The sequence below is a fragment of the Vibrio sp. Vb1554 genome (genome assembly GCF_033344235.1).
In genome coordinates this window covers 44,967-70,872 of sequence record NZ_JAWPOJ010000016.1, presented here as the reverse complement: position 1 = coordinate 70,872, position 25,906 = coordinate 44,967, and the positions used below count along the sequence as shown (strand labels likewise).

Genomic DNA, 25,906 nt, shown 5'->3' with positions numbered 1-25,906 from the left:
GATGGCAGCTTTTAGCATTTGTTGGATTTACTGGGATTCCCTTGCGCACAGAACCGTCATGCGATGAACCATAGATGGACCATGGAAGAAATTTTAAGGTGGATAGAGTGAGGTTAATGAAGCGAAAAAAGAGGTGACAACAGAAAAGGAAAAATGAGGTAAGCACCTGAAAAGTCGAATATTTTCAAACGCCCAAAACGACGAAAGGCCGCTATAAAAGCGACCTTTCTAAATATGGTACCGGTGGGCGGACTTGAACCGCCACGCCCGAAGGCAACGGATTTTGAATCCGTCGTGTATACCAATTTCACCACACCGGCATCTTTGGGCTATTGCCCTTTGATGGTTGGCATTATACGTAAGCTTTTGACCTGCGCAAGCAGAAATACCTTAAATAACTATCGTTTGCTGATAATTTCGCCACAAAGTGTGACAAAGCTGTACTCATAAGAAACGTACGCTCCATTTTCTACTACTCTTCCAGATGAAAATGAGTATACGAAACTCTTTTTAAGTTCTATTCACTGTAATATCAGAAACATAACCATTCCCAATGCTCGACAACGCATTATGGAGCATCTCTGCGGCATCTTCTGCTTGCATGAAGTGACTCGTGTCCATCGTATTGCCGCTTGTTTTCCAGAATTCCGTATCCATTCCACCGGGATAAACCGCGATAATTTTCATAGGTTTTCCTTTTAGCTCCAAACGAACCGACTCAATTAATCCTTTGACGGCCCATTTCACTGCACAATACGTAGACTCTTGCGCTTTAGGTTGTTGCGCGGCTGTGGACATGATCATGACCACTTTTATTGGATGATCTTTGTAACGCTTTACTAACTCTCTTAACACATGAATCGCAGAATTCAGGTTGTTATCAATCAACTTTTGAATCTCTTCCGGCTCCTGCTCTTCCAGTAAGCCAAAATAACCACTTCCTGCACTATGAATGACCATTTCAGGCGGCTGTTTCATCCCATCAAAGAGCTGTTTCACACCTTGATGTAATGAGAGGTTGCAAGCTTGATAGCCGACGTTATGAGAGAGTTGTTTTGCTAGTGCGGATAGTTTTTCTGTATTTCTTCCTATTACATACGTCTCTTTGCCTTCCGCATCATAACGCTTTGCTAGTTCCGCCCCTAAGCCGCTACTTGCACCTGTAATTACAATCATGCGCTACCTCTTTTCAATCACATACTTTTAATTCATCTATCAATTAAGGTAACAGAATCGTGGTAATTCACACCTCAAGAGCACCATTCTTTGAAGCAAGCAGCTTTCTTACTTTCGTGATGCATGAAATATCAAGCAGAACGACGGGCATTTAACCTATGCTTAAGCAAGAATAACTTTCTGAATTTTCTATCGACTTTCTAGTGAGAACTGAATAGGAGCAAAGAATGACTGGGTCAAAATGGCAGTGGTTACTGAAACAGATGACACGAAAACTGTGGGTCCGGACGTCACTCTACGCATTACTAGCTGTTGCTACCGCCTTAATGTCGATTGTTTTAAACCAGTTCATTACTCTGCCCCCTGCCATCAACGTCAGCAAGGATTTGTTGAACAACATATTAAATATCCTCGCAACCTCCATGCTTGCAGTGACTACATTCTCTCTCAATATTATGGTCTCAGCGTACAGTGCCGCTAGTGCAGGGGTAACGCCGCGAGCGACAAAACTGTTGATGGAAGACAGCACAACACAAAATGCCTTAGCAACCTTTCTTGGCTCTTTTCTATTTAGTTTGGTAGGAATTATCGCGCTAGGTATTGGGGCCTATCATCAACAAGCACAAATTTATCTATTCATCGTGACTATCGCCGTAATCGTGATGATCATACTCACTCTGTTACGTTGGATTCAGCACCTTTCCGTACTAGGAAGGGTCAGTGAAACCACTTCATACGTAGAGCAAGCCTTGTTAGATGCGATAAGAAAACGGGGTAAAGAGCGCTGGCTAGGTGCTCACCCGTGGAGCCACCCAGAACATAAACCCAGAGGAAGTAAACCTATTTTGAGCCAAGAAATTGGCTACTTACAGCATGTTGATATGCATCATCTCGATAGTATTGCTGAAGCAAACCAATGCACCATCTATCTTGAGCGACAACCGGGAAGTTTTGTGTACGTAGGTCAACCATTGGCTTGGGTTTGTGGAGAGTTGCCAGACGAAAGCGAAGTAACGGCAGCCTTCACGATTCGAACGGAGCGTTCATATGATCAGGACCCTCGCTTTGGTTTAGTCGTTATGGCGGAAATCGCCTCACGAGCACTATCTCCGGCTGTAAATGATAATGGCACCGCGATTGACGTTCTTGGGCGTTCTGTACGAGCACTTTCATTATGGGGAGACCTACTCAGCGAGCCGCCTACCAAAACTCGATACCCTAGACTATTTGTGCCCGCATTAAGCTGCCAGGATTTGTTCGATGATGTCTTTTTGCCGATAGCACACGATGGTGCAGCGCAACTCCAAATACAGATTCGCCTACAAAAGGCCTTGCTAGCTCTCTCTAGTATGCACCCTAAGTTATTTTTGTCACCAGCAATCAAGCTGTCAGAAAAAGCTTTAGAGCTTTCATTAAGCCAACATTATACCGAAGATGAGAAACACCAACTCTCTCAGCTATCTAATCTGGTCACAGACCAAAAAGCCAATGGTTAAGAGAGTCGAATTCAGTTGAAACATATTGCTGCACGGCCTCGTGTATCATGACATGTGCTGATAACGTAGGGCAGAAAAGTCTCTTCGTTTATACACAATTAAAGACTCTGTGCGTTAGGTCTCTTTTCTCTTGGTGAGGGAATCTATATTCTGACGCACAATTTTTAAGGTAAGTGATGGAATAATGACAACGTCTACAACTCTTCCACCTGCTGGTCTCTTTCGTCGACTTGCAGCGTTGATTTACGACACATTGATTATTATCGCAATTGAAATGATGGCCGCAGGTATTGTTATGGCCGTTGTGTTTGCACTAAATGCAGCAGGATTGTTGAGCTATGGCGAGTACGCTGATGCCGCAGATATGCTCGGAAAACACCCTGTATTGAGCCCTCTATTTACACTTTATCTTGCGGGTGTGTGGATATATTTCTTTGTGTTCTTCTGGACGCGAGCAGGACAAACTCTTGGGATGCGCGCTTGGAAACTTCGAGTTCGCAATGCCAAAGACGGAGCACCAATTACGGTAACTCAAGCTCTGATTCGTATTTCGACATCTGGCTTTGGCTTGGCAAATTTGACTGTACCGATTGATCCGAAGAGACGTGGTTTCCACGACATTTGGGCCAAAACAGAGGTTGTTGTATTACCCAAGGCAAACTAACTTGTCTAGGAACACAAAAAAGGAAGGCGTAATGCCTTCCTTTTACATTTGGTTCGGTAAAACTTGGTTTATTCGGATGATGCTTCAGTTATAGCTTTCTTCGTAGTAGTGCAATCGCAATAGCTAAGAACACCAAACTCGGGGCCAAAGCACCAAACACTGGGGATATGCCATACACCAAGCTTAATGGGCCAAAGAACTCACTGGATATGTAAAAAGTAAACCCGGCAACCACGCCCGACAATACCCTTGCCCCCATGGTCACGCTTCTGAGTGGACCGAAAACAAAAGATAGCGCCATTAACATCATCACAGCAATTGAAAGCGGCTGAGTCAACTTACGCCAAAACGCCAACTCATAGCGAGATGCATCTTGTTCCGATGCTTTTAGGTAAGTCACATAATCATACAAACCGCTCAGTGACAGTTCTTCTGGCTTCACGGTCACCACAGCTAGCTTATCCGGTGCCAAAGAGGTGTGCCACTCCATCTGTTCGATGTCTTGCTTTGAAATTACGTTTTCATTTTCCATGTCCGTAATTTGTACGTAGCGCATCAGCCAGTTGTTATCTTGTTGGTAGTCGACTTCTTCGGCGAAAATAACTTTTTGTAGATTCTTATCATCATCAAAACGCCACATATTTAAAGCATAAAGCTTGTCGTCTTCGACTTTACCTATAAAGATAAAGTCGTTTGCGTCACGAGCCCACACACCTGAGCGCACAGACACAATGCTACCACCTGATATCGCAAACGCACGTAAGTCACGGGCCATCTTCTGGGCCTCAGGAGCGCCCCATTGACCTAACGCCATAACAACAATCATGAGCGGGACGGCCGTTTTGAGTACCGATAACCCGATATCCAGCTTAGAGAAACCAGCAGCTTGCATCACCACCAGCTCAGAGCTTGAAGCCAACATACCTAAGCCGATAAGGGCACCGAGTAATGCCGCCATTGGAAAGAACATTTCGATATCACGCGGCACACTGAGTAACACAAAGTACAACGCATGAGTGAGGTCGTACACACCTCGCCCTACTTTACGTAGCTGTTCTACATATTTGATGATGCCCGATAAGCCAACAAACGTCGCTAAAACCAAGGCAGTGGTAGAGATGATGGTTCTACCGATGTAAAGGTCTAAGATTTTGAACACAGCTTACGCGAGCCTCTTCTTGCGGAATTTGTCTTTTATTCGTCTAGCAGCAACGCTATCCATCATATTCGCCATGATAGCAACAATCAGCAACATCGCATTGATTGGCCACATACCAATAGCAGCCGGGATGTCACCATCTTCTAATGCAGATTTGGTTGCACTGATCGCCAAGAAATACGCTAGGTAGATCAGGATCGCAGGCCCCATTTTGGCAAACCGTCCCTGACGCGGATTCACCGCAGACAAAGGAATAACGAGCATTGTTAAGAGTGGAATGCACACAAATAACGAAATTCGCCATTGTAGCTCCGCTTGCGCCTCTGGATCTGGGTGACCTATCAAGTCAACCGTTGGGTATGCTTCCCAGTCTCGCCCTTTCTTTTTGACCTCACGTTGGCCGATAACACCTTCGTATTCATCGAATTTCGTGATCATATATTCAACGCGAGTAGGCACACCTTCATAACGCGTACCTTCTTTCATAGTGATGATCTGACGACCGTCCGAAAGCTCTTTTACTTCACCAGAAGATGAGAACATCACACTCGGTAACACTGAATCTCGAGGGCGCATCTGCGCAACAAAAACGTTGCTCAAGGTATTGTCTTTAATGTCATCGATGAACACAACCGATGAACCGTCTGGTGTACCTTGGAACTGACCTTTTTTAAGTAGGTCAACGCTGTTTTCTGACGCTACCTGCTCATAAAGCTGCTCAACGCGGTCTTGAGACCACGGCGATAGCCACAACGCATTGAAAGCCGCCACCGCTGAAGTAATCAACGCTAGGTATAAGGCCGCTTGAACCAAGAATTTATTACCAATACCTGTCGCGTTCATTACGACAATTTCGCTCTCTGCATACAGACGACCAAATGTGATCAATATGCCGATATACAGACTTAAAGGCAGCATTAACAGACCCATTGCTGGCATGTTCAAACCAACAATCGAGAAAATCAATCCAGCAGGAATATCCCCATCAGAAGCATCAGCAAGAACACTTATGAATTTCTGGCTTACAAACACCAAAAAAAGTACGAAAAAAATCGCAAATTGGCTCTTGAGTGTTTCGCGGATCAAATATCTAACAATAATCACGCTGAAATTACCTATACAAAACTTGTTTTTTTGGTCGAATCACTATAGTTTCCCGTTGAACCATTTATTTTTTTAAAAATTATAAACTAGATGTTAGTCGCTTAATCAGCTCTGCATGTAAGCCTGGAGCTAAAATTCAACAAGTAAGCGATCATTATCTAACATTTAGAGCAATTTGTCTTCAGGATGTAGGAGTACGCATGGAGTTCAGTGTAAAAAGTGGCAGTCCAGAGAAACAACGTAGCGCATGTATCGTTGTTGGTGTGTTTGAACCACGTCGCCTTTCTCCAGTAGCCGAACAACTTGATAAAATCAGTGACGGTTACATCAGTTCACTACTTCGCCGTGGTGATCTAGAGGGTAAACCTGGTCAGATGCTGCTACTGCATCAAGTACCAGGTGTTTTGTCAGAGCGCGTTTTACTTGTCGGTTGCGGCAAAGAGCGTGAACTTGGCGAGCGCCAGTACAAGGAAATCATTCAAAAGACGATCAGCACACTTAACGAGACAGGCTCAATGGAAGCGGTATGTTTCCTAACTGAACTGCATGTTAAGGGTCGTGATACATACTGGAAAGTGCGCCAGGCTGTAGAAGCGACTAAAGATGGTCTATACACATTTAATCAATTCAAGAGCGTGAAACCTGAGACTCGCCGCCCACTGCGCAAGCTTGTTTTCAACGTACCAACGCGTCGTGAATTGAACTTGGGTGAAAAAGCAATCACTCATGGTCTTGCTATCGCATCAGGTGTCAAAGCCTCAAAAGACCTTGGCAACATGCCGCCAAACGTAGCTAATCCAGCTTACCTTGCTTCTCAAGCTCGTCGTCTAGCGGACGATTACGAAACCGTAACCACCAAAATCATTGGTGAGCAAGAGATGGAAAAACTGGGTATGACCTCTTACCTAGCAGTAGGCCGTGGTTCTAAAAACGAATCTATGATGTCTATCATCGAGTACAAAGGTAACCCTGACTCAGATGCAAAACCGATTGTGCTCGTAGGTAAAGGTCTAACCTTCGACTCAGGCGGTATCTCTCTAAAGCCGGGCGAAGGTATGGATGAGATGAAGTACGACATGTGTGGTGCGGCATCGGTATTCGGTACAATGAAAGCGCTAGCGAAGCTAAACCTACCAATCAACGTTATTGGTGTTCTAGCGGGCTGTGAAAACATGCCTGGCAGCAACGCTTACCGTCCAGGTGACATCCTAACGACCATGTCTGGTCAAACTGTAGAAGTTCTGAACACGGATGCTGAAGGCCGTCTTGTTCTTTGTGACGCACTGACTTACGTAGAGCGTTTCGAACCAGACTGCGTGGTTGACGTTGCAACGCTAACTGGTGCTTGTGTTATCGCACTAGGCCACCATATCAGCGGCGTAATCTCTAACCACAACCCTCTTTCTCATGAGCTAGTAAACGCTTCTGAGCAAGCGAGTGACCGTGCATGGCGTCTACCAATGGCAGACGAGTACCACGAACAGTTGAAGAGCCCGTTTGCGGATATGGCAAACATTGGTGGTCGCCCTGGTGGCACAATTACTGCGGGTTGCTTCTTATCTAAGTTCGCGAAGAAGTACAACTGGGCACACGTCGATATCGCAGGTACCGCGTGGAAATCAGGCGCAGCGAAAGGCTCAACGGGCCGTCCTGTCTCAATGCTTGTCCAATTCCTTTTGAACCGCAGCGGCCAAGAGACAGAAGAGTAATTTCTGAACAGAATCTAAAAGGGCCGCAAGGCCCTTTTTTATTATCCTAATTTTCTAAAATGAAAGTGGGACTTAAGATGGTCTTAGGAAGAGACCCAAGGCAAGTGAGAGAATGATGCAAACTGCAACCTTCTACATCATTAACGAAGAGAGCCCGCAAGCAACGGTGGCTGGCTTTGAAGAATACATCGTGTTTTTGGCTCAGCACTTTGCTCGCCAAGGCGCTAAAGTGTATTTAAACTGCCAAGACAAACCACACGCCGAGCAGCTCGCTGAAGCCTTTTGGCAAGTTGATGCAGACAAGTTCATGGCACATAACCTCGTAGGCGAGGGACCGAAATACGCCACCAATATTGAAATCGGCCATGAAGGTGTAAAACCTAATTGGAACCGTCAGCTGGTAATTAATTTGGCGGAAAATGAGACAACCTTTGCGAACAAGTTTGCTCAAGTGGTAGACTTCGTGCCCTGCGAAGAAAAAGCTAAACAACTCGCAAGAGAAAGATATAAAATTTACCGTCAAGCAGGTTACCAGCTGCAAACGATCGAAATTCAATATCCTTAACGGTCAATCCTTATAGTTAAGGCGATCTTGTTAAGATCCCTCACTTATAAAGATTGACTAAGATTCAACCATCAACGTATCCATTAAAAGAGCGCTATGGAAAAGACATACAACCCAACTTCAATCGAACAAGCTCTGTATCAGACTTGGGAAGAGAAAGGCTACTTTAAGCCACACGGTGACACTACTAAAGAATCATACAGCATCATGATCCCGCCACCGAACGTCACTGGTAGCCTACACATGGGCCACGCGTTCCAAGATACGATCATGGATACGCTTATCCGTTGTGAACGTATGAAGGGTAAAAACACCCTTTGGCAAGTAGGTACTGACCACGCTGGTATCGCAACTCAGATGGTTGTTGAGCGTAAGATCGCTGCAGAAGAAGGCAAAACAAAACACGATTACGGTCGTGAAGCTTTCATCGACAAAATCTGGGAATGGAAAGGCGAATCTGGCGGCACTATCACTAAGCAGCTTCGTCGTCTTGGCGCATCTGTAGACTGGGATCGTGAACGCTTTACGATGGACGATGGTCTATCTAACGCCGTTCAAGAAGTCTTCGTACGTCTATACGAAGACGATCTAATCTACCGCGGTAAGCGTCTAGTTAACTGGGATCCAAAGCTACACACAGCGATTTCAGATCTAGAAGTAGAGAACAAAGACACTAAAGGCCACATGTGGCACTTCCGCTACCCACTAGCAGATGGCGCTAAAACAGCGGATGGCAAAGACTACATCGTTGTTGCAACGACTCGTCCAGAGACCGTGCTAGGCGATACGGGTGTTGCAGTTAACCCAGAAGATCCACGTTACAAAGATCTTATCGGTAAAGAAATCATCCTTCCTATCGTTGATCGTCGCATCCCAATCGTGGGCGATGAGCACGCAGATATGGAAAAAGGTACTGGCTGTGTGAAAATCACACCTGCGCACGACTTCAACGACTACGAAGTAGGTAAGCGCCACCAGCTACCAATGATCAACATTCTGACTTTCGACGCGAACATCCGCGACTCAGCAGAAGTATTCAACACTAACGGCGAAGCAAGCGACGCTTACAGCACTGAGCTACCAGCTAAATACCACGGTATGGAGCGTTTTGCCGCTCGTAAAGCTATCGTTGCTGAATTCGACGAGCTAGGTCTACTTGAAGAAGTGAAAGATCACGATCTACAAGTTCCTTACGGCGACCGTGGTGGCGTTGTTATCGAACCAATGCTAACTGACCAATGGTACGTACGTACTGCGCCTCTAGCGAAAACCGCAGTTGAAGCAGTAGAAAACGGCGACATCCAATTCGTTCCTAAGCAATACGAAAACATGTACTTCTCTTGGATGCGTGACGTTCAAGACTGGTGTATCTCTCGTCAGCTATGGTGGGGTCACCGCATCCCAGCTTGGTACGACAACCAAGGTAATGTTTACGTAGGTCGCACTGAAGAAGAAGTTCGTAAGAACAACAACCTAGAGTCAGTCATTGAACTTCACCAAGACGAAGACGTACTGGATACGTGGTTCTCTTCTGCACTATGGACGTTCGGTACTCAAGGTTGGCCAGAGCAAACTGACGATCTGAAAGTATTCCACCCTTCAGACGTTCTAGTAACTGGTTTCGACATCATCTTCTTTTGGGTTGCGCGCATGATCATGATGACCATGCACTTCGTGAAAGACGAAAACGGCAAACCACAAGTACCATTTAAGACGGTTTACGTTACTGGTCTAATCCGTGACGAAAACGGCGACAAGATGTCCAAGTCGAAAGGTAACGTACTTGACCCAATCGACATGATTGATGGTATCGACCTAGAGTCTCTCGTAGAGAAGCGTTGTGGCAACATGATGCAGCCTCAACTAGCGAAGAAGATCGAGAAGAACACTCGTAAGACGTTTGAAAACGGTATCGAAGCATACGGTACAGACGCACTGCGTTTCACTCTTGCAGCAATGGCATCAACAGGTCGTGATATCAACTGGGATATGAAGCGTCTTGAGGGTTACCGTAACTTCTGTAACAAACTATGGAACGCAAGCCGTTACGTAATGATGAACACAGAAGAGCAAGATTGTGGCTTCAACGGTGGTGAGATTGAATATTCACTAGCAGACAAGTGGATTGAGTCTCAGTTTGAACTCGCAGCGAAAGCGTTTAACAACCATATCGACAACTTCCGTCTAGATATGGCTGCGAACACGCTTTACGAATTCATCTGGAACCAATTCTGTGACTGGTACCTAGAGCTAACTAAACCCGTTCTATGGAAAGGTACTGAAGCGCAACAGCGTGGTACTCGCCGTACACTCATCACGGTTCTTGAGAAGACTCTACGTCTGGCTCATCCTGTGATTCCTTACATCACTGAAACTATCTGGCAAAGCATCAAGCCACTAGTTGAAGGTGTAGAAGGTGAGACAATCATGCTTCAAGCACTGCCTCAATTCGACGAAGCAAACTTCAACCAAGAAGCGCTAGATGATATCGAATGGGTGAAGGCGTTCATTACCAGCATCCGTAACCTACGTGCTGAATACGACATCAACCCTGGTAAGCCGCTTGACGTTATGCTGAAAGCAGCAAATGCAGAAGATGCCTCTCGTCTAGAAGCAAGCAAGCAAGTACTGATGTCACTAGCGAAGCTAGAAGCAGTACGCGTGCTTGAAACTGGCGAACAAACTCCTGCATGTGCGACAGCACTGGTTGGTAAGTCTGAGTTGATGATCCCAATGGCAGGTCTGATCGACAAAGATGCTGAGCTTGCTCGTCTAGATGGCGAAATCAAGAAGACTCACGGCGAAATCAAGCGTATCGAAGGCAAACTAGGTAACGAAGGCTTCGTAGCGAAAGCTCCTGAAGCAGTTGTTGCTAAAGAGCGTGAGAAGCTTGAAGGCTACAAAGAAACGCTAGCTAAGCTAGAAGAGCAGAAGACAACGATCGCTGCGCTTTAAGCCTCAGTGAAAGAGAAGAATTAACACTTCTCACTTTTTGGTTCAAAAGGTTGGTCATCATGGCCAACCTTTTTTGTATACATTTCACCAAAACCATCATCAATAGCTTCCCCCTATCACAACAATACTCATTACCCATTAGCATTAATGAGAATTATTATCGATAATAAGCTCATCGAAACAAACACGATTGAGTAATTATCATGAAAAAGACACTAACTTTCGCAGCACTGCATTTTACTATCGCATTTAGTGTCGCTTACGTACTCACAGGCGACATTCTAATTGGTAGTTTAATTGCCATGATTGAGCCTTCAGTGAACACCGTAGCCTTCTACTTTCATGAAAAGGCATGGGCAAAAGTCCCAGCACTTAAAGCTCGTCAGTGGATGACCAAATTAAAAACCGCAAGCTTTGCGACCGTGCACTTCAGCGTCGCTTTTACCGTGGTTTACTTACTAACAGGTGATGCATTTGTCGGCGGCGTAATGGCGATGCTAGAGCCGAGTTTGAACACGGTGGCTTACTACTTCCACGAGAAAGTATGGATGCGTAAATCATCAGAAAAAGCTCCAGCACCGCAGTTTTGTTTACATCACCACGCTTAAACATGGAGGCTCACTACGTCTCCTAACGAGAAAAATGACATTTACCATTGACAAGGTTGCGCACCGCAATTAATTTAATTGCGGTGCGCAACTTTATTTTTAGAGGTAAGTGATAATGAACGCTCGTCAACTTCGACACTACTCCCGTCAAGCCGTCCGATTGCTTGGTATGCTTGATAAACAATGCGGCGATGTCGCTCTCACTCCAGTGCAAGCGCACGCATTGGGTGAAATCCAATTGCAGCCATTGACCATCAATCAGCTGGCACAGCAGCTTAATGTCGACAAGTCCAACGCGAGCCGAACCGTTACTGGTTTGATTAAATTAGGTTTGGTCGAGAGCATCGAAAACCCAAAAGACAAACGTAGTCAACTCGTAGCGATTACAGAGCAAGGCCAACAGGCGTTATCAGAACTGGACCAACAGCAAAACCACTTCTTTGAACAACTGCTTACCCAACTCGATGACAGCGAGCAAGAGCAACTCAAACTTGGTCTAGAGAATTACCTAAAAGGGCTAACAAAAGTGTGTCAGTCTGAGGAATACGTTCTTCGACCTCTTACTAAAGCAGACAACCCGCAAGTCGCAGATGTGATTCGTAAAGTCTCTGCAGAATACGGCTTAACCGCAGACAAAGGTTATGGTGTGGCCGATCCAACGCTTGATGATATGTATTCGGTTTACAATCAATTCGGGGCCGCCTATTGGGTCATTGAACATCGCGGAGAGATCGTTGGTGGCGGTGGCTTTGCCCCTTTAGCTGGCGAGCCAAATGTGTGTGAACTACAAAAGATGTACTTCTTACCTCAAACACGAGGGCACGGTTTAGCCAAACGCATCGTCGCATTGAGCTTACAATTGGCGAAACAATTTGGTTATCAGCAGTGCTATTTAGAGACAACTGAATGTCTGAGAGAAGCGGTAAGCTTGTATGAAAAGCTAGGCTTTGAGCATCTCGATGCCCCGCTTGGACAAACAGGGCATGATGCATGTGAAGTCGTAATGCTTAAAACACTGTAATAAAGAGCATTACTAAGAGTTAAAGCACAACATGGGTAACACAAAGCTCCTGGCTCAAGGCAACAGTGAAGTTTTGGTGCTGCCCATCCAACTCAACAGACAACTGGTAGAGATCACTTGGATCAGGATCAGTAAGATCGGCATACTTTGGCGCTTCGATCTGGAATAAAGCGCTCGCATGCTCCGCTCGGACATCAATAGGAATATGGTAAGTCATACCATTAAACTTAACCGATGCAGAGACCAGGCCCGGCGAAAAAGTTTGATAGTACAAGTCTACTTTAAACTCACAACCACCACCGTGGTGCCAAATCTGTTCGGTAGCCACGCGGTCTAAACGCACATTGCGAATGAACTGCAGATACGGTTCTTGCCATACCCCTAAGCGCTCATCACTTTTTTTATATTCATGATCGGACAGAGAGCACAGCTCAGGTTTATCTTCATCAAACAGAAGATCCTCTTCTTCCTCTAAGAACAAGATTTCAAAGCGGTTACGCCCCATTTGCATGAACGGACGAATGTCTTTCTTGTAGACATTTTGAGAACCGTCACAGTCGAACAATGCTACTCCGTTCAAACGCACTTCTGCATGGTAATCCACACCACCCAACACCATTTCTACCGCTGGGAATGCCATCATGGATTCATCCACTTCAATGTCATGCATCAGGTGCCACTCTTGCTGACGAATTGCTTCTTCTGTCATTTCAGCTGGCAATACCTGACTCAAAGGAGCAGGGAAAGTAATGTCATCCTGTGGGATAGAAAGGTCCGTCAGTGGAGAGACTTGCCATAAACCGGCGAGTGAGAGTTGCATATACACCTTGAGCTAGATCAATTTTCACGCATTATAGGGAGAAATCCCCTATAAACTCAATGTGAATTATTTATCGCCTCCACATTCGTCAGTTTTTCAAGGTATAAAAAAACCAGCGTTAAACGCTGGTTTTTCCAAAAGTAGTGAGCTTTGATTACTCGTCGTCTTCATCTTCTTCAGGGTAAAGCGCATCTTCGCCTTCGTAGTACGTACCCCAACCGTCATAGATGATGTCGTATTTTTCTGCCAAGTGAATCAATTTTTCAACTTGCGCATCAATCGCTTCTGCGTCTAGTGCGGACTCCATAGTCGCATCACAGCAAAGCAACTTGTTACCATCTTCATCTTCAGTTTCTTCTGCTTCAAGAACTTCAAAGCCCATCTTGAATGCTTCAACTACCGCTTTTTCTAGCGTGTCAAAATCTTCTGCAAACAGGTGGTGCTCAATTTCGTATAGCGAATCTGGATCGCTGCCATCTTCTAGCAATGCTGCAATGATATCGCGAGTCTCTTCCTTTTGAATCTCAATTAATTCTTCTACTGATAGATATTCATCTTCGTGAGACATGTTTTGGCTCCAGATTAGTTACTTGATGGAAACACAATACCCGATACTGAGTATGCTGATCCGGTGAAATATGGCATGGATTGCGATGAAAAGCCACAAACAAACATCATACCACTGCGATTCTTATCGGTTATTTGAATCTAAATATTAAACCGACCACACAAAGAAACAAAAAATTAACAAAGAATGGCATTTTTTAATATTCAGAACATCCTAATTGACACTTAATGTGGTTATTTTCTCTTTCTATGCGTGTTTATGATGCTTTCTTGAATACACTCACGTGTAAAACGAAGAAGCATAACGAATAAATTCACTTTAATAATGCATAATTTAGAATAAAAATGCACGTTTTATGCACTGTGCGTGTATTCTTTCTCAACGGGAAAATTAGAATAAAAACGCACGCACTCTAATTTTAGTAAAATAGCATTTATATCTAATAATAAATTTCATAAGAATCAAAATAAAAATAAAAAACTCACAAAACCAGAAACACCAGAATATAAACAAAGCTTGATAACTTGCATCTTTCTAGGAAGCTTGTCATAACTAATGGCTGGAAAATTTGTAAGGATACAAAATGAGCAAGCTGTACGTTGGATCAGAAGTTGGTCAACTTCGACGAGTTCTATTAAATCGCCCTGAACGCGCCCTAACCCACTTAACTCCGTCAAACTGTCATGAGTTGCTATTTGATGACGTTCTTGCTGTAGAAGCGGCAGGTGAAGAGCACGATGCATTCGCACGTACGCTGCGCGAGCAAGACGTTGAAGTGCTTCTCCTCCACGATTTACTGGTCGAAACCCTCGCTGTTCCAGAAGCAAAACAATGGCTGCTGAACACTCAGATTTCTGACTTTCGCTACGGGCCAACATTTGCGCGAGACCTACGCCAATACTTTTCAGAAATGGATGATGAACATCTTGCCTGCATCTTTTTAGGTGGCTTAGCATACTCAGAGCTACCGATCTCCTCATCTTCTATGCTGCCAAAAATGAAGCGTCCTCTCGACTTTGTTATTGAGCCACTGCCTAATCACCTCTTTACTCGTGATACCTCATGTTGGGTTTATGGCGGCGTTTCTCTTAACCCGATGATGATGCCTGCACGCCAACGTGAAACAAACCACCTACGTGCGATTTATCGTTGGCACCCAATTTTTGCTGGCCAAGATTTTATCAAATACTTCGGTGACGATGATCTGCATTATGATAATGCTAATGTCGAAGGCGGTGATGTGTTGGTTATTGGTAAAGGTGCAGTTCTGATCGGTATGTCTGAGCGTACGACCGCGCAAGGCGTAGAGAACCTTGCAGCGAGCCTATTTAAAGCAGGCCAAGCGACCGAAGTGATTGCAATTGATCTGCCTAAACACCGCTCATGTATGCATTTAGACACCGTGATGACCCATATGGATGTAGATACTTTCTCTGTCTACCCAGAGATCATGCGCAAAGATCTCGACACATGGCGCTTAACACCAAAAGGCAACGGTGAAATGCATGTTGAAGCCTCACATAACTATCTGCACGCGATTGAGTCCGCTCTTGGCTTAGATCAGCTGAAAATCATCACCACTGGTGGCGACAGCTATGAAGCGGAACGCGAACAATGGAATGATGCCAATAACGTTCTAACTGTAAAACCGGGCGTAGTAATTGGTTACGAACGCAACGTATACACCAACGAAAAATACGATAAAGCTGGCATCAAAGTACTGACAGTACCTGGTAACGAGCTTGGTCGTGGTCGCGGTGGCGCTCGCTGTATGAGCTGTCCAATAGAGCGAGACGATATATAACTTACTCGTCCCTTTACATTAGGTGAATCAAAACTAAGGTTGATGTGAATACATCAACCTTTTTTAGCTTTATTTGAAAATAATTATTCACAATAAAAGCATTTATATGTTTTAATGAATTCTATTAATCTAATCACATGTACTAAGGGACGAGCTATGGCTTTCAATTTACGTAACCGCAACTTTTTGAAGCTATTGGACTTCTCAACCAAAGAAATCCAGTTTTTGCTCGAACTGTCTGCAGAGCTGAAAAAAGCTAAATATGCAGGAACAGAGCAGAAGAAACTTCAAGGTAAAAACATCGCACTAATCTTTGAGAAATCTTCGACTCGTACCCGATGTGCGTTTGAAGTCGCTGCCTTTGACCAAGGTGCTCAAGTCTCTTACATCGGCCCTTCTGGCTCGCAGATCGGTCATAAGGAATCGATGAAAGACACCGCTCGTGTTCTTGGTCGTATGTACGACGGGATTGAATACCGAGGCTTTGGCCAATCCATTGTTGAAGAGCTTGGTACTTATGCTGGTGTTCCAGTGTGGAATGGTTTAACGGATGAGTTCCACCCAACCCAGATCCTTGCTGACTTCCTGACCATGCAAGAGCACGGCCGTGGTAAACAGCTGCATGAAATAACCTTCGCTTACCTAGGTGATGCGCGCAACAACATGGGTAACTCACTTATGGTGGGCGCAGCGAAAATGGGCATGGATATTCGCCTTGTCGCGCCAAAAGCGTTCTGGCCTGAAGAAGAGCTCGTGGCAACTTGTCAAACTATCGCGCAACAAACCGGTGCAAAAATCACGTTAACAGAAAGCGTTGAGGAAGGTGTGAAAGGTTGTGACTTCCTATACACCGACGTTTGGGTGTCTATGGGTGAGTCTGCCGAGGCATGGGATGAACGTGTAGCGTTAATGACACCTTATCAAATCAATATGGACGTGATTGAGCAAACGGGTAATCCACATGTGAAATTCATGCACTGCCTTCCAGCTTTCCACAATGATGAAACCACCGTCGGCAAAGAAGTCGCTGAAAAATACGGTATGAAAGGCCTTGAAGTAACAGAAGAGGTATTTGAATCGGAATACTCCATCGTATTCGACGAAGCTGAAAACCGTATGCATACCATCAAAGCCGTGATGGTTGCGACGCTAGGAAGCTAAACCAGTGCGCAAAAACAGCCGATAAAAACCATGATGTAATCGCTTGCGCTCACGAAAGTTAAGCGTATAATGCTCGGCAATTTGTCTGAGGATTAAGAAATGACCACGCTGATTGCTGACGTAAAAACGCGATTTGCTCTCGCTAAGCGACTACGCTTACGTGGTGTTATTTTCGTTAATTCTATTGAATTTTAAAACCTCCCCATTGGGGAGGTTTTTTTATGTCCAAAATTCCTTTCGGTTATTTGGATGTAGTCATCAATGTTATAGGGAAGAAGATCATGGCGAACTCGCTTTACCAGAAGCACATCATCTCTATTCCAGAGCTTTCACGCGAAGAACTGGAACTTATCGTAGAAACAGCAGGTAGCCTTAAAAAAGCACCTCGACCAGAACTGATTAAAAACAAAGTCGTTGCAAGTTGTTTCTTTGAACCATCAACACGTACACGTTTATCGTTTGAAACAGCGATTCAGCGCATTGGTGGTGACGTGATTGGCTTTGATAATGATGGTAATACCTCTCTGGCGAAGAAAGGCGAAACACTCGCAGATTCAGTACAAGTCATCTCTTCTTACGTCGATGCCTTTGTGATGCGTCATCCACAAGAAGGCGCCGCTCGCTTGGCATCTGAATTTTCAAATGGCGTGCCAGTGATCAACGCGGGCGACGGTGCAAACCAACACCCAACTCAAACGCTACTCGACTTATACACCATCGCGGAAACACAAGGGCGTCTAGACAACCTGAACGTCGCATTCGTAGGTGACCTAAAATATGGCCGCACAGTGCACTCACTGACTCAAGCCTTAGCAAAGTTTAACAACATCCGCTTCTTCTTTGTTGCACCAGATGCGCTGGCAATGCCAGATTACATCTGCGAAGAACTAGACGAAGCTGGCATTCAATATAGCCTACACACAGACATGGAAAGTGTGATTCCTGAACTGGATATTCTGTACATGACACGCGTACAGAAAGAACGCTTTGACGAATCGGAATACGCACATATTAAGTCGGCTTACATCCTAACGGCGGCACTACTAGAAGGCGCGCGTGAGAACTTGAAAGTACTGCACCCACTACCACGTGTGGATGAAATTACAACTGATGTTGATAAAACGCCTCATGCTTACTTCTTCCAGCAAGCTCAAAATGGCGTGTATGCTCGCCAAGCACTGCTGGCGCTTGTTCTAAACGAAACACTGTAATCGAGGGGAAAAATCATGGCTAAAGAAACTCAATTGCAGGTAGAAGCAATCAAAAATGGTACGGTCATCGACCACATCCCTGCGCAAATCGGCATCAAAGTATTAAGACTGTTCGATATGCACAATTCATCACAACGCGTAACGATTGGACTGAACTTGCCATCATCAGCACTCGGTCATAAAGATCTACTCAAAATCGAAAATGTGTTTATCAATGAAGAGCAAGCTAGCAAGCTAGCGTTGTATGCTCCTCACGCGACCGTGAATCAAATCGAGAATTATGAAGTGGTGAAAAAGCTCGCGTTAGAGCTTCCTGAGCGCATCAATGATGTATTTGAATGCCCGAATTCAAACTGTATTTCTCATAATGAACCAGTAGAAAGCAGCTTTAGCGTGTTCGAGAAGAAACAAGAAATCCGCCTAAAGTGTAAATACTGCGAGAAAGTGTTCTCACGCGAGATCGTAACCGAGCGATAAACACGCCGCACGACTAGGCTGTGATACGTTTAAAATACCCTGCAATGTCAGGGTATTTTGCTCTTTACCTACCGAGGGTTTAGAGGCAAACTGAGAATCTTTATTCCCTACAACTGATGGAAAAAATCAAATGACGAAAGTACTTCACACTGAGTCTGCACCAGCAGCAATCGGTCCTTACGTTCAAGGCGTAGATCTAGGTAACATGGTTCTTACTTCAGGCCAAATCCCAGTAAACCCAGCGACAGGTGAAGTGTCTGCTGATATCGCAGAACAAGCTCGTCAGTCTCTAGAAAACGTAAAGGCTGTAGTTGAATCTTCAGGTCTTAAAGTATCTGATATTGTAAAGCTAACGGTTTTTGTTAAAGACCTAAATGACTTTGGCACAGTGAACGAAGTTTACGGCAAGTTCTTTGATGAGCACGGCGTAGCAAACTACCCTGCACGCTCTTGTGTAGAAGTGGCTCGCCTACCAAAAGATGTTGGCATCGAGATTGAAGCAATCGCTGTTCGCAAATAATTGCACTTGCTGACAAACATAAAAAAACGGGTAGCTCAGGCTACCCGTTTTTTATTGTCTTTTCGTGATGATATCGCAGTAAAACTTAAGCAGCGTTGCGCTGTTTGACTTCTTCATCTAACGATTCAAGCTTCTCTTTCATCTGTTCACGACAGATATTCGCTAACTCGCGAATGCCCTCTTTACCATAGCCTTCAGTGCTGATTGGAGGTAGCATTTCAACAATCACATGACCATTGTTCCAACGGTTCAGCTTAATTTTATTCGTCGAGCTACATACGATAGGAATGATTGGCACACCTGCACCAATTGCCGCATGAAAAGCACCTGTTTTGAATGGCAGCAAACCACGCCCACGAGAACGCGTGCCTTCTGGGAACATCCACACCGAAACATCACTTTCTTTCATGCTGCTCACGACCTGATCGATAGTACCTTTTGCTTTAGAACGATTCGCTCGGTCAATCAGAATGTTACCCGTAAGCCAGTAAAGCTGACCAAACAGTGGCATCCAAGCCAAGCTCTTTTTACCTACTGTCACAACTTTCGGAGTCACAGCCGCAGAAACAGTAAACATGTCCCAGTTGTTCTGGTGGTTAGCAATGTAAACATGTTGGCCGCGTGAATACGCATCTTCAGGGATACGCAACTCTAACTTAATCCCAAACACACGAGACATCTTGGCAAACAAACGGCCAAAAGTGAAAACGTGCTTAGGGTTTCTAGGGCTTAATAGGCAGTAACCACAACCACCAATAAACATAACAATCGCAAAGATAGCGACAGCAAATACACGTAACAGTGCAATCATTCTTGTTCTCCAGGAACCGGCTTTTGCCAGATACAGCTATTAATATCTCTCTTTCCATAAAGGGAAAATATGGTCATGAGAGTGATATAAAAAAGCCGAAACTCAGGTTTCGGCTCTCTTGATATCCAAGTTACCTGCGGTGCAGTTTAACTTGCCTAGCTCACTCGCTCAATATTTGCGCCAAGTGCAGCCAGTTTATTTTCGATTTTGTCGTAACCACGGTCGATATGGTAAATACGATCAACGACGGTTTCGCCTTTAGCAATGCAACCTGCAATAACCAAACTAGCCGAAGCTCGTAGATCGGTTGCCATCACTTGCGCACCGCTAAGTGACTCAACATCACCACAGATAACCGTATTGCCTTCGATCTCAGCTTTAGCGCCCATACGCATGAGTTCTGGTACGTGCATAAAGCGGTTTTCAAAGATAGTCTCAGTGATTACGCCGCCACCTTTCGCCATCATGTTCAGTAGCGTAAATTGAGCTTGCATATCCGTCGGGAAACCAGGATGTGGCGCAGTACGTACACTTACCGCTTTTAGCTCGCGGTCGGTCATATCAACGGAGATCCAATCTTCACCCGTTTCGACAAGCGCGCCAGCTTCTTCCAGCTTGGCGAGAACCGCTTCAAGCAAATGAGCATTAGTGTTGCGACATACCACTTTACCGCCAGATACTGCTGCTGCGACAAGGAATGTTCCCGTCTCAATACGGTCAGCAACCACGTTGTGTTTACAACCGCCTAAGCGCTCAACACCTTCAATCGTAATGGTATCTGTGCCAGCGCCAGAGATTTTTGCGCCAAGCTTATTTAGGAAATCAGCGGTATCGACGATTTCAGGCTCACGCGCAGCGTTATCTAGTGTTGTTGTGCCTTCCGCCAGCGCTGCGGCACACATGATGGTGATCGTCGCGCCTACGCTGACTTTATCCATCACGATGTGCGCGCCTTTTAGACGACCATCCACTTCTGCTTTCACATAACCATCTTCTAATGTAATGGTTGCGCCAAGCTGCTCTAAACCAGAAATATGCAGATCCACAGGACGGGCACCGATGGCACAACCGCCTGGTAAAGAAACCTGACCTTGACCAAAGCGCGCCACCAAAGGACCTAAAGCCCAAATAGAAGCACGCATGGTTTTCACTAAATCATAAGGCGCGCAGTATTCTGTAATACTGCTTGGATCAACATGAACAGAGCCATTGCGGCTTACTTTCGCGCCTAAACGCTTAAGCAATTCCATCGTTGTGTCGATATCACGAAGGTGTGGTACGTTTGCCACTTCTACTGGCTCTTCCGCCAAGATAGACGCAAATAAAATCGGCAGTGCTGCGTTTTTTGCACCTGAAATGGTCACTTCACCAACTAGTGGTTTATCTGACCCAATAACTCGAAACTTTTCCATCAATAAACCTTAAAGCGACATCAATTTCTTATCACGAGCCCACTCTTCTGGTGTGAACGCTTTGATTGATAATGCGTGAATGTCGTTACGCTGGATGTATTCCATCAGAGGAGCATAAATTAACTGCTGCTTCTTAACGCGGCTCATTCCATCGAAACAAGCATCAACAGCAACCACTTCATAGTGGCTACCTTCACCTTTCACATGCACTTCTTGAAGGTTTAATGCTTCTTCTAATAACTGTTGTACTTTTGCGCTATCCACAATTTACCCCTGATAATTCTGTATGTGTTTGGCCACTAAAGATTCAACATTGCTCAGTTGAAACAAAGTGCGCAGTTGCGCCGGCACGAAACTGAGCATTATATGACAGTTTTGCTTTTTTGCATGCTCTAATAAGTGGATTAACATCACCATTCCTGCAGAGTCGACGCGCTCTATCTCTTTTAGCGAGCATTCCAGCTCCGATTGAGCAGGTTGCCATTGCTGTGCATACGCCCACAATGAAGGCACTGTATCTCTATCAAGTGCCCCTGTTAGCTTAAGAATGTTTTGATCCAATTGCCACTGAGCGGGAGTCTGGGCCATTATTTCTTCGCCTCGAAGCGGATCGGTTCTGCGGCCAATTTTTCTAGGTCTTTAGCAACAGATAGAATACCTTCTTGACGAATTTTACTGTTCCATTCGGATTGTTTACTAGAAAGCAAACTAATGCCCTCTGCAATCATATCGAATGCTTCCCACTCACCAGACTGGTTGTCTTTACGCAGTTTAAACTCAAGTTTGATGTTTGGACGCGGAGTATCGATGATATCAACTTTAATGCTTGTAATACGCTTAGAGTCATCAATGCTAGGCTCAGGACCAAACTCAATTTTTTGGTCAGAGTATTGCGTCAACACTTGTGCATAAGACGCAATCAGGTAAGCACGAAATGCATCGATAAACTCAAGTACATCTTCACGCTTAGCACCTTTTAAGTTTGGACCAAGAAGTTTTAACCCTGCATAGCGGTAGTTGACGTAAGGCATTAGCTCTTCTTCAACGATCACTTTAAGTAAATTTGGATCTTGTTTGATTTTCGGCTGTTCGGCTTTCAATCTTTCGAACGTGACTTCAGCTACCTGCTTCATCATCTTATAAGGTTCAGTTTTATCCACCTCTGCTGCTGTTGCTCCAAAGACGCTAAACACAGCACAAACTGAAAGTAGTAATCTCGCTAACATAGTTATTCCTTACTTGAGTCGTCTGAACCACCTACGCTGTATAGTACTTGACCAATTAAGTCTTCAAGCACAAGCGCCGATTTGGTGTCTTCGATGGTATCACCATCCACCAGCATGACTTCATCATCAAAAACGAAGCCAGGTACTAAACCAATGTATTGCTCACCAATCAGGCCAGATGTCAAAATTTGTACGCTCGACGTTTCTGGGAACTGATTGTATTTGCTATTGATAGATAGTGTTACAACTGGCAATAAGTTGTCTGGGTTAAGCGAAATACTACTTACTCGACCAATCACAACGCCCCCCACTTTTACGGGCGAACGAACTTTTAAACTGCCAATATTATCGAACTCGGCTTTGAGGGTATAAGTATCACCAGAGCCAATGCTTTTTACGTCAGCAACTTGAAAAATCATCACAAGAATCGCGCAAATTCCCGCTAATACAAAGCTGCCAACCCATAATTCAGTTTTACGTGTTTGTTGCATGATTAATTCCCAAACATCAATGCGGTCAGTACAAAGTCTAATCCTAGTACTGCTAAAGAAGAATGCACAACAGTGCGCGTAGTTGCTCGGCTGATCCCTTCCGATGTTGGAATAGCATCATAACCGTTAAATAGAGCGACCCAAGTAACCGTAATTGCAAACGCAAAACATTTGATCATACTGTTACCAATGTCTTGTCCTAGCTCAACAGAGGACTGCATCGCTGACCAAAAACTGCCGTGATCAACGCCTTTCCAGTCAACACCAACAAGCTGAGCGCCCCAAATTCCCACAGCCATGAAAATCATAGCCAGTAAAGGCATTGAGATAACCCCAGCCCAAAACCGTGGTGCAATCACTCGTTTCAATGGGTCTACCGCCATCATTTCAAGGCTAGACAGTTGTTCCGTTGCTTTCATTAGACCTATCTCTGCGGTTAACGCAGAACCGGCACGACCAGCAAACAAAAGTGCAGTAACAACAGGTCCTAATTCACGGAGTAACGAAAGCGCTACCATTTGCCCTAAACTGCCTTCTGCGCCGTAATCCACCAACACAACATAGCCTTGTAGACTCAAAACCATTCCAATGAACAGACCAGATACGACGATGATCGCCAGCGACTGAACACCAGCAGAATAAAGTTGCTTAACAAGCAGAGGAAAGCTTCTGATCGGTTGTGGCTTAGAAAATAGCGCCCCAATCAACATGAAAGTCGCACGACCAAATGCTCCGCAAATAGAAAGCGTGCGTCGACCCAGCGAGGCGACAAAGTGAATGAAGTTATCGACCATCAAATAAGTCCTTTTCGATACTTTGAGAAGGGAAACGAAACGGTACAGGACCGTCGGCATCACCTTGTAAGAACTGCTGGACACGAGGATCAGAGTTTTGAGTCAGCTCTTCTGGCGTACCATAGGCGATGATTTTTCCATCGGCCATCAGGTATACCCAGTCAGCAATACTCATGACTTCAGGTACGTCGTGAGAAACCACAATAGAGGTCAAACCTAACGCTTGGTTTAGATTGCTAATTAGCTCAACCAAAACGCCCATAGTAATTGGGTCTTGCCCCACAAACGGCTCATCGTACATGATCAGGTCAGGGTCAAGTGCGATTGCACGAGCCAAAGCAGCGCGTCTTGCCATACCACCTGAAAGCTCACTCGGCATTAATTGCGCTGCGCCGCGCAGACCGACAGCTTCGAGCTTGAGTAACACCATGGTGCGAATCAAATCTTCCGATAAATCGGTATGCTCTCTCAATGGAAAGGCGACATTATCAAAAACATTCAAATCAGTGAATAAAGCCCCTGACTGGAACAACATGCTCATTTTCTTTCGAGCATGGTAGAGTTTTTTACGCGAGAGAGAGGGAATATTGTCGCCATCAAACCAGATCTCTCCTTGCTCGGGATACAACTGACCACCAATCAAACGCAGCAGTGTTGTTTTACCAATTCCCGATGGTCCCATAATGGCCGTCACTTTGCCCTCAGGAACATGCAGATCAATATCATCAAAGATCATGCGTTCTCCCCGTGAAAAAGTGAGGTTGTTCACGGTGACTAAATCGTTGTTCGACATATCATCTCTTCTACTGTAGGAGCGTTGCAACTCACGGAATCATCAAGCAGATACTCATCGGAGTTGAATTCTACGTTTAATAAAGTAACGTCGGTACATTTGTTAGGCTGCAATCATAAGCACATTGGCGTTGAATTTAAAGCACTGTTCAATTAAATAAAGTCGAGTATATCCCTGCAATTTCTCATGGTTTATGACCGAATTAGCACGAAGTGTTTAAATCCTAGACCAGAATTGCTCATTTAAATGAGTGAGATTTACATACATTTTCGTTACTAACCTTTAATTTATTCTTCGTTTATCTTCCATTTTAGGCCGCAAAAGGTCAAAATTAGCGGTTATTCATTTTACTTATTTAATACTTAGGAATTCTCATGCTCGAAGCCGTTGCGTTGCTTATAGTCGGTCTTGTTTTGCTTGTTTGGAGTGCAGATAAACTTGTTTTTGGCTCTGCAGCGATAGCCCGCAACGTCGGTATTTCCCCGCTTGTCATCGGCATGACAATCCTCGCGATGGGCTCATCCGCCCCTGAGATGATGGTATCTGCAACCGCTGCTTGGGATGGCAAAACAGATACAGCGGTGGGTAACGTATTAGGCTCAAACATAGCGAACATTGCGTTAATCCTAGGTATTACAGCGCTGATCAAGCCTTTGTCGATTAGCTCCGCCGTCATCCGCCGAGAACTTCCACTCATGATAGCCGTAACCGTACTCGCTGGTATTCTGCTTTGGAATAGCCATCTCGGTTTTTATGAGGGTGTCTTATTGTTTGTACTCTTTGGGGCATTTTTATTTGCTATGTTGCAAATCAGCCGCAAAGAGCAAAAATCAGGTGATGTTTTTCTTGATGACCAAGAGTCAGAGATCCCAGAAGGCGTCAGTAACCCTAAAGCAATCATGTGGGTGGTTATTGGCTTGATACTGCTTCCTTTGGCAGCCAGCATGCTGGTTGATAACGCGGTAATTATTGCTAAACACTTTGGTATGAGCGACCTTGTTATCGGTCTAACTATTATCGCCATTGGCACTAGCCTGCCAGAACTAGCCGCATCACTTGCGGGAGTTTTAAAGGGTGAAGACGACATGGCTGTCGGTAACATTATCGGTTCGAATGTGTTTAACATTCTGGCGGTAATGGGGATTCCTGGCATCATTAATCCATCGGTGCTCAGTGAGTACGCGATGGGACGTGACTTCTGGGTCATGTTAGGAGTTTCATTGTTACTTGTCGCGATGTGTTTGGGTAAATCACGCAGTATTAACCGTATTGAAGGTGCCATCTTGTTTGTGTGCTTCTTAGGTTACCAAGTGTACTTATTCGCAAACATGACCGCTTAATTACCACGATCAATAAGTAGA

At 44.9% G+C, this 25,906-nt stretch carries 27 protein-coding genes and 1 tRNA gene; 14 read left to right on the top strand and 14 right to left on the bottom strand.

The genetic code is table 11. From position 1 onward, the window contains the following. Positions 1 to 235 precede the first annotated feature (235 nt). Positions 236 to 320 (bottom strand) — tRNA-Leu (locus R8N28_RS14490). A 190-nt stretch (positions 321 to 510) separates the two neighbouring features. Beyond that, a complete protein-coding gene (locus tag R8N28_RS14485; RefSeq protein WP_065274889.1) occupies positions 511 to 1,176 on the bottom strand; it encodes an SDR family NAD(P)-dependent oxidoreductase in 666 nt (221 codons plus the stop codon). 227 nt (positions 1,177 to 1,403) lie between these two features. Here R8N28_RS14485 and R8N28_RS14480 point away from each other — a divergent pair, with 227 nt between their 5' ends. Both R8N28_RS14480 and R8N28_RS14475 read left to right on the top strand, forming a co-directional pair. After that, positions 1,404 to 2,672, top strand: coding sequence for a DUF2254 domain-containing protein (locus R8N28_RS14480; RefSeq protein WP_005385537.1), 1,269 nt, complete (start codon positions 1,404 to 1,406; stop codon positions 2,670 to 2,672). Positions 2,673 to 2,856: 184 nt separating this feature from the next. Next, positions 2,857 to 3,336: an RDD family protein gene (locus tag R8N28_RS14475; RefSeq protein ID WP_042523472.1), complete on the top strand. Its 480-nt coding sequence runs from the start codon at positions 2,857 to 2,859 to the stop codon at positions 3,334 to 3,336. Between the two features lie 88 nt (positions 3,337 to 3,424). Here R8N28_RS14475 and lptG read toward each other — a convergent pair whose 3' ends face one another. Continuing rightward, the gene (gene lptG, locus R8N28_RS14470; protein WP_005381071.1) at positions 3,425 to 4,495 is read right to left on the bottom strand and encodes an LPS export ABC transporter permease LptG; all 1,071 of its coding nucleotides are present in this window, start codon (positions 4,493 to 4,495) and stop codon (positions 3,425 to 3,427) included. Between the two features lie 3 nt (positions 4,496 to 4,498). Beyond that, positions 4,499 to 5,599, bottom strand: coding sequence for an LPS export ABC transporter permease LptF (gene lptF, locus R8N28_RS14465; RefSeq protein ID WP_005381072.1), 1,101 nt, complete (start codon positions 5,597 to 5,599; stop codon positions 4,499 to 4,501). Between the two features lie 200 nt (positions 5,600 to 5,799). On the opposite strand from lptF, the gene pepA reads away from it, so the two are divergent. The 5 genes from pepA to R8N28_RS14440 all read left to right on the top strand — a co-directional run bounded on the left by pepA (position 5,800) and on the right by R8N28_RS14440 (position 12,457). Next, positions 5,800 to 7,308 (top strand): leucyl aminopeptidase, encoded by a 1,509-nt coding sequence (gene pepA, locus R8N28_RS14460; RefSeq protein WP_005381073.1) that lies wholly within the window; start codon positions 5,800 to 5,802, stop codon positions 7,306 to 7,308. Between the two features lie 115 nt (positions 7,309 to 7,423). Then, the gene (locus R8N28_RS14455) at positions 7,424 to 7,873 is read left to right on the top strand and encodes a DNA polymerase III subunit chi (RefSeq protein WP_031777270.1); all 450 of its coding nucleotides are present in this window, start codon (positions 7,424 to 7,426) and stop codon (positions 7,871 to 7,873) included. A gap of 96 nt (positions 7,874 to 7,969) precedes the next feature. Further along, positions 7,970 to 10,828 carry a valine--tRNA ligase gene (locus tag R8N28_RS14450; protein ID WP_042523474.1) on the top strand — a complete coding sequence of 953 codons (2,859 nt, stop codon included), beginning with the start codon at positions 7,970 to 7,972 and terminating at the stop codon, positions 10,826 to 10,828. A 203-nt stretch (positions 10,829 to 11,031) separates the two neighbouring features. Continuing rightward, a complete protein-coding gene (locus R8N28_RS14445) occupies positions 11,032 to 11,436 on the top strand; it encodes a DUF2061 domain-containing protein (RefSeq protein WP_005381078.1) in 405 nt (134 codons plus the stop codon). A 115-nt stretch (positions 11,437 to 11,551) separates the two neighbouring features. Further along, complete coding sequence (locus R8N28_RS14440; protein WP_080773746.1) at positions 11,552 to 12,457, top strand: bifunctional helix-turn-helix transcriptional regulator/GNAT family N-acetyltransferase; 906 nt, start codon at positions 11,552 to 11,554, stop codon at positions 12,455 to 12,457. 19 nt (positions 12,458 to 12,476) lie between these two features. Here the strand turns inward: R8N28_RS14440 and R8N28_RS14435 are convergent, their stop codons facing one another. After that, positions 12,477 to 13,277 (bottom strand): glycosyl hydrolase 2 galactose-binding domain-containing protein, encoded by an 801-nt coding sequence (locus R8N28_RS14435; RefSeq protein WP_005381080.1) that lies wholly within the window; start codon positions 13,275 to 13,277, stop codon positions 12,477 to 12,479. A gap of 154 nt (positions 13,278 to 13,431) precedes the next feature. Next, positions 13,432 to 13,845 carry a ribonuclease E inhibitor RraB gene (gene rraB, locus R8N28_RS14430; RefSeq protein ID WP_005381081.1) on the bottom strand — a complete coding sequence of 138 codons (414 nt, stop codon included), beginning with the start codon at positions 13,843 to 13,845 and terminating at the stop codon, positions 13,432 to 13,434. A 583-nt stretch (positions 13,846 to 14,428) separates the two neighbouring features. Between rraB and arcA the strand changes: the two genes are divergently transcribed. The 6 genes from arcA to R8N28_RS14400 all read left to right on the top strand — a co-directional run bounded on the left by arcA (position 14,429) and on the right by R8N28_RS14400 (position 19,018). Further along, positions 14,429 to 15,649, top strand: a complete 1,221-nt coding sequence (gene arcA / locus R8N28_RS14425; RefSeq protein WP_005381082.1) for an arginine deiminase — start codon at positions 14,429 to 14,431, stop codon at positions 15,647 to 15,649. Positions 15,650 to 15,805: 156 nt separating this feature from the next. Then, complete coding sequence (locus R8N28_RS14420) at positions 15,806 to 16,810, top strand: ornithine carbamoyltransferase (protein WP_005385520.1); 1,005 nt, start codon at positions 15,806 to 15,808, stop codon at positions 16,808 to 16,810. A gap of 99 nt (positions 16,811 to 16,909) precedes the next feature. After that, positions 16,910 to 17,005 carry a hypothetical protein gene (locus R8N28_RS14415; protein ID WP_005381084.1) on the top strand — a complete coding sequence of 32 codons (96 nt, stop codon included), beginning with the start codon at positions 16,910 to 16,912 and terminating at the stop codon, positions 17,003 to 17,005. A gap of 86 nt (positions 17,006 to 17,091) precedes the next feature. Beyond that, complete coding sequence (gene pyrB, locus R8N28_RS14410) at positions 17,092 to 18,021, top strand: aspartate carbamoyltransferase (RefSeq protein ID WP_005381085.1); 930 nt, start codon at positions 17,092 to 17,094, stop codon at positions 18,019 to 18,021. 15 nt (positions 18,022 to 18,036) lie between these two features. After that, positions 18,037 to 18,498: an aspartate carbamoyltransferase regulatory subunit gene (pyrI, locus tag R8N28_RS14405; RefSeq protein WP_005381086.1), complete on the top strand. Its 462-nt coding sequence runs from the start codon at positions 18,037 to 18,039 to the stop codon at positions 18,496 to 18,498. A 130-nt stretch (positions 18,499 to 18,628) separates the two neighbouring features. Next, complete coding sequence (locus R8N28_RS14400; protein WP_005381087.1) at positions 18,629 to 19,018, top strand: RidA family protein; 390 nt, start codon at positions 18,629 to 18,631, stop codon at positions 19,016 to 19,018. A gap of 85 nt (positions 19,019 to 19,103) precedes the next feature. On the opposite strand, the gene R8N28_RS14395 is transcribed toward R8N28_RS14400, so the two are convergent. The 8 genes from R8N28_RS14395 to mlaF all read right to left on the bottom strand — a co-directional run bounded on the left by R8N28_RS14395 (position 19,104) and on the right by mlaF (position 24,545). Then, entirely contained in the window at positions 19,104 to 19,829 is a 726-nt protein-coding gene (locus R8N28_RS14395; protein WP_005381088.1) for a 1-acylglycerol-3-phosphate O-acyltransferase, read from the bottom strand. A 155-nt stretch (positions 19,830 to 19,984) separates the two neighbouring features. Continuing rightward, positions 19,985 to 21,241: a UDP-N-acetylglucosamine 1-carboxyvinyltransferase gene (gene murA, locus R8N28_RS14390; protein WP_005388419.1), complete on the bottom strand. Its 1,257-nt coding sequence runs from the start codon at positions 21,239 to 21,241 to the stop codon at positions 19,985 to 19,987. Between the two features lie 9 nt (positions 21,242 to 21,250). Then, complete coding sequence (gene ibaG / locus R8N28_RS14385) at positions 21,251 to 21,505, bottom strand: BolA family iron metabolism protein IbaG (protein WP_005381092.1); 255 nt, start codon at positions 21,503 to 21,505, stop codon at positions 21,251 to 21,253. A 3-nt stretch (positions 21,506 to 21,508) separates the two neighbouring features. Beyond that, positions 21,509 to 21,829, bottom strand: coding sequence for a lipid asymmetry maintenance protein MlaB (locus tag R8N28_RS14380; RefSeq protein ID WP_005381093.1), 321 nt, complete (start codon positions 21,827 to 21,829; stop codon positions 21,509 to 21,511). Continuing rightward, positions 21,829 to 22,467: a phospholipid-binding protein MlaC gene (gene mlaC / locus R8N28_RS14375; protein WP_005381098.1), complete on the bottom strand. Its 639-nt coding sequence runs from the start codon at positions 22,465 to 22,467 to the stop codon at positions 21,829 to 21,831. Before mlaC ends, R8N28_RS14380 begins: the two co-directional genes overlap by 1 nt. Positions 22,468 to 22,469: 2 nt before the next feature. Then, positions 22,470 to 22,958 carry an outer membrane lipid asymmetry maintenance protein MlaD gene (gene mlaD / locus R8N28_RS14370; protein WP_005381099.1) on the bottom strand — a complete coding sequence of 163 codons (489 nt, stop codon included), beginning with the start codon at positions 22,956 to 22,958 and terminating at the stop codon, positions 22,470 to 22,472. A 2-nt stretch (positions 22,959 to 22,960) separates the two neighbouring features. After that, entirely contained in the window at positions 22,961 to 23,752 is a 792-nt protein-coding gene (mlaE, locus tag R8N28_RS14365) for a lipid asymmetry maintenance ABC transporter permease subunit MlaE (RefSeq protein ID WP_065274890.1), read from the bottom strand. Then, positions 23,742 to 24,545, bottom strand: coding sequence for a phospholipid ABC transporter ATP-binding protein MlaF (gene mlaF, locus R8N28_RS14360; protein ID WP_005388422.1), 804 nt, complete (start codon positions 24,543 to 24,545; stop codon positions 23,742 to 23,744). The genes mlaE and mlaF overlap by 11 nt, the downstream gene beginning before the upstream one ends. Before the next feature lie 374 nt (positions 24,546 to 24,919). Between mlaF and R8N28_RS14355 the strand changes: the two genes are divergently transcribed. Next, complete coding sequence (locus R8N28_RS14355) at positions 24,920 to 25,885, top strand: calcium/sodium antiporter (RefSeq protein ID WP_005381102.1); 966 nt, start codon at positions 24,920 to 24,922, stop codon at positions 25,883 to 25,885. Positions 25,886 to 25,906: the final 21 nt, after the last annotated feature.

Excerpts from the sequence above, each read along its gene's own strand:
- R8N28_RS14485 (WP_065274889.1), bottom strand. The coding sequence starts at position 1,176 with ATGATTGTAATTACAGGTGCAAGTAGCGGCTTAGGGGCGGAACTAGCA.
- R8N28_RS14480 (WP_005385537.1), top strand. The coding sequence starts at position 1,404 with ATGACTGGGTCAAAATGGCAGTGGTTACTGAAACAGATGACACGAAAA.
- R8N28_RS14475 (WP_042523472.1), top strand. The coding sequence starts at position 2,857 with ATGACAACGTCTACAACTCTTCCACCTGCTGGTCTCTTTCGTCGACTT.
- pepA (WP_005381073.1), top strand. The coding sequence starts at position 5,800 with ATGGAGTTCAGTGTAAAAAGTGGCAGTCCAGAGAAACAACGTAGCGCA.
- R8N28_RS14455 (WP_031777270.1), top strand. The coding sequence starts at position 7,424 with ATGCAAACTGCAACCTTCTACATCATTAACGAAGAGAGCCCGCAAGCA.
- R8N28_RS14450 (WP_042523474.1), top strand. The coding sequence starts at position 7,970 with ATGGAAAAGACATACAACCCAACTTCAATCGAACAAGCTCTGTATCAG.
- R8N28_RS14445 (WP_005381078.1), top strand. The coding sequence starts at position 11,032 with ATGAAAAAGACACTAACTTTCGCAGCACTGCATTTTACTATCGCATTT.
- R8N28_RS14440 (WP_080773746.1), top strand. The coding sequence starts at position 11,552 with ATGAACGCTCGTCAACTTCGACACTACTCCCGTCAAGCCGTCCGATTG.
- R8N28_RS14435 (WP_005381080.1), bottom strand. The coding sequence starts at position 13,277 with ATGCAACTCTCACTCGCCGGTTTATGGCAAGTCTCTCCACTGACGGAC.
- rraB (WP_005381081.1), bottom strand. The coding sequence starts at position 13,845 with ATGTCTCACGAAGATGAATATCTATCAGTAGAAGAATTAATTGAGATT.
- arcA (WP_005381082.1), top strand. The coding sequence starts at position 14,429 with ATGAGCAAGCTGTACGTTGGATCAGAAGTTGGTCAACTTCGACGAGTT.
- R8N28_RS14420 (WP_005385520.1), top strand. The coding sequence starts at position 15,806 with ATGGCTTTCAATTTACGTAACCGCAACTTTTTGAAGCTATTGGACTTC.
- R8N28_RS14415 (WP_005381084.1), top strand. The coding sequence starts at position 16,910 with ATGACCACGCTGATTGCTGACGTAAAAACGCGATTTGCTCTCGCTAAG.
- pyrB (WP_005381085.1), top strand. The coding sequence starts at position 17,092 with ATGGCGAACTCGCTTTACCAGAAGCACATCATCTCTATTCCAGAGCTT.
- pyrI (WP_005381086.1), top strand. The coding sequence starts at position 18,037 with ATGGCTAAAGAAACTCAATTGCAGGTAGAAGCAATCAAAAATGGTACG.
- R8N28_RS14400 (WP_005381087.1), top strand. The coding sequence starts at position 18,629 with ATGACGAAAGTACTTCACACTGAGTCTGCACCAGCAGCAATCGGTCCT.
- R8N28_RS14395 (WP_005381088.1), bottom strand. The coding sequence starts at position 19,829 with ATGATTGCACTGTTACGTGTATTTGCTGTCGCTATCTTTGCGATTGTT.
- murA (WP_005388419.1), bottom strand. The coding sequence starts at position 21,241 with ATGGAAAAGTTTCGAGTTATTGGGTCAGATAAACCACTAGTTGGTGAA.
- R8N28_RS14380 (WP_005381093.1), bottom strand. The coding sequence starts at position 21,829 with ATGGCCCAGACTCCCGCTCAGTGGCAATTGGATCAAAACATTCTTAAG.
- mlaC (WP_005381098.1), bottom strand. The coding sequence starts at position 22,467 with ATGTTAGCGAGATTACTACTTTCAGTTTGTGCTGTGTTTAGCGTCTTT.
- mlaD (WP_005381099.1), bottom strand. The coding sequence starts at position 22,958 with ATGCAACAAACACGTAAAACTGAATTATGGGTTGGCAGCTTTGTATTA.
- mlaE (WP_065274890.1), bottom strand. The coding sequence starts at position 23,752 with ATGGTCGATAACTTCATTCACTTTGTCGCCTCGCTGGGTCGACGCACG.
- mlaF (WP_005388422.1), bottom strand. The coding sequence starts at position 24,545 with ATGTCGAACAACGATTTAGTCACCGTGAACAACCTCACTTTTTCACGG.
- R8N28_RS14355 (WP_005381102.1), top strand. The coding sequence starts at position 24,920 with ATGCTCGAAGCCGTTGCGTTGCTTATAGTCGGTCTTGTTTTGCTTGTT.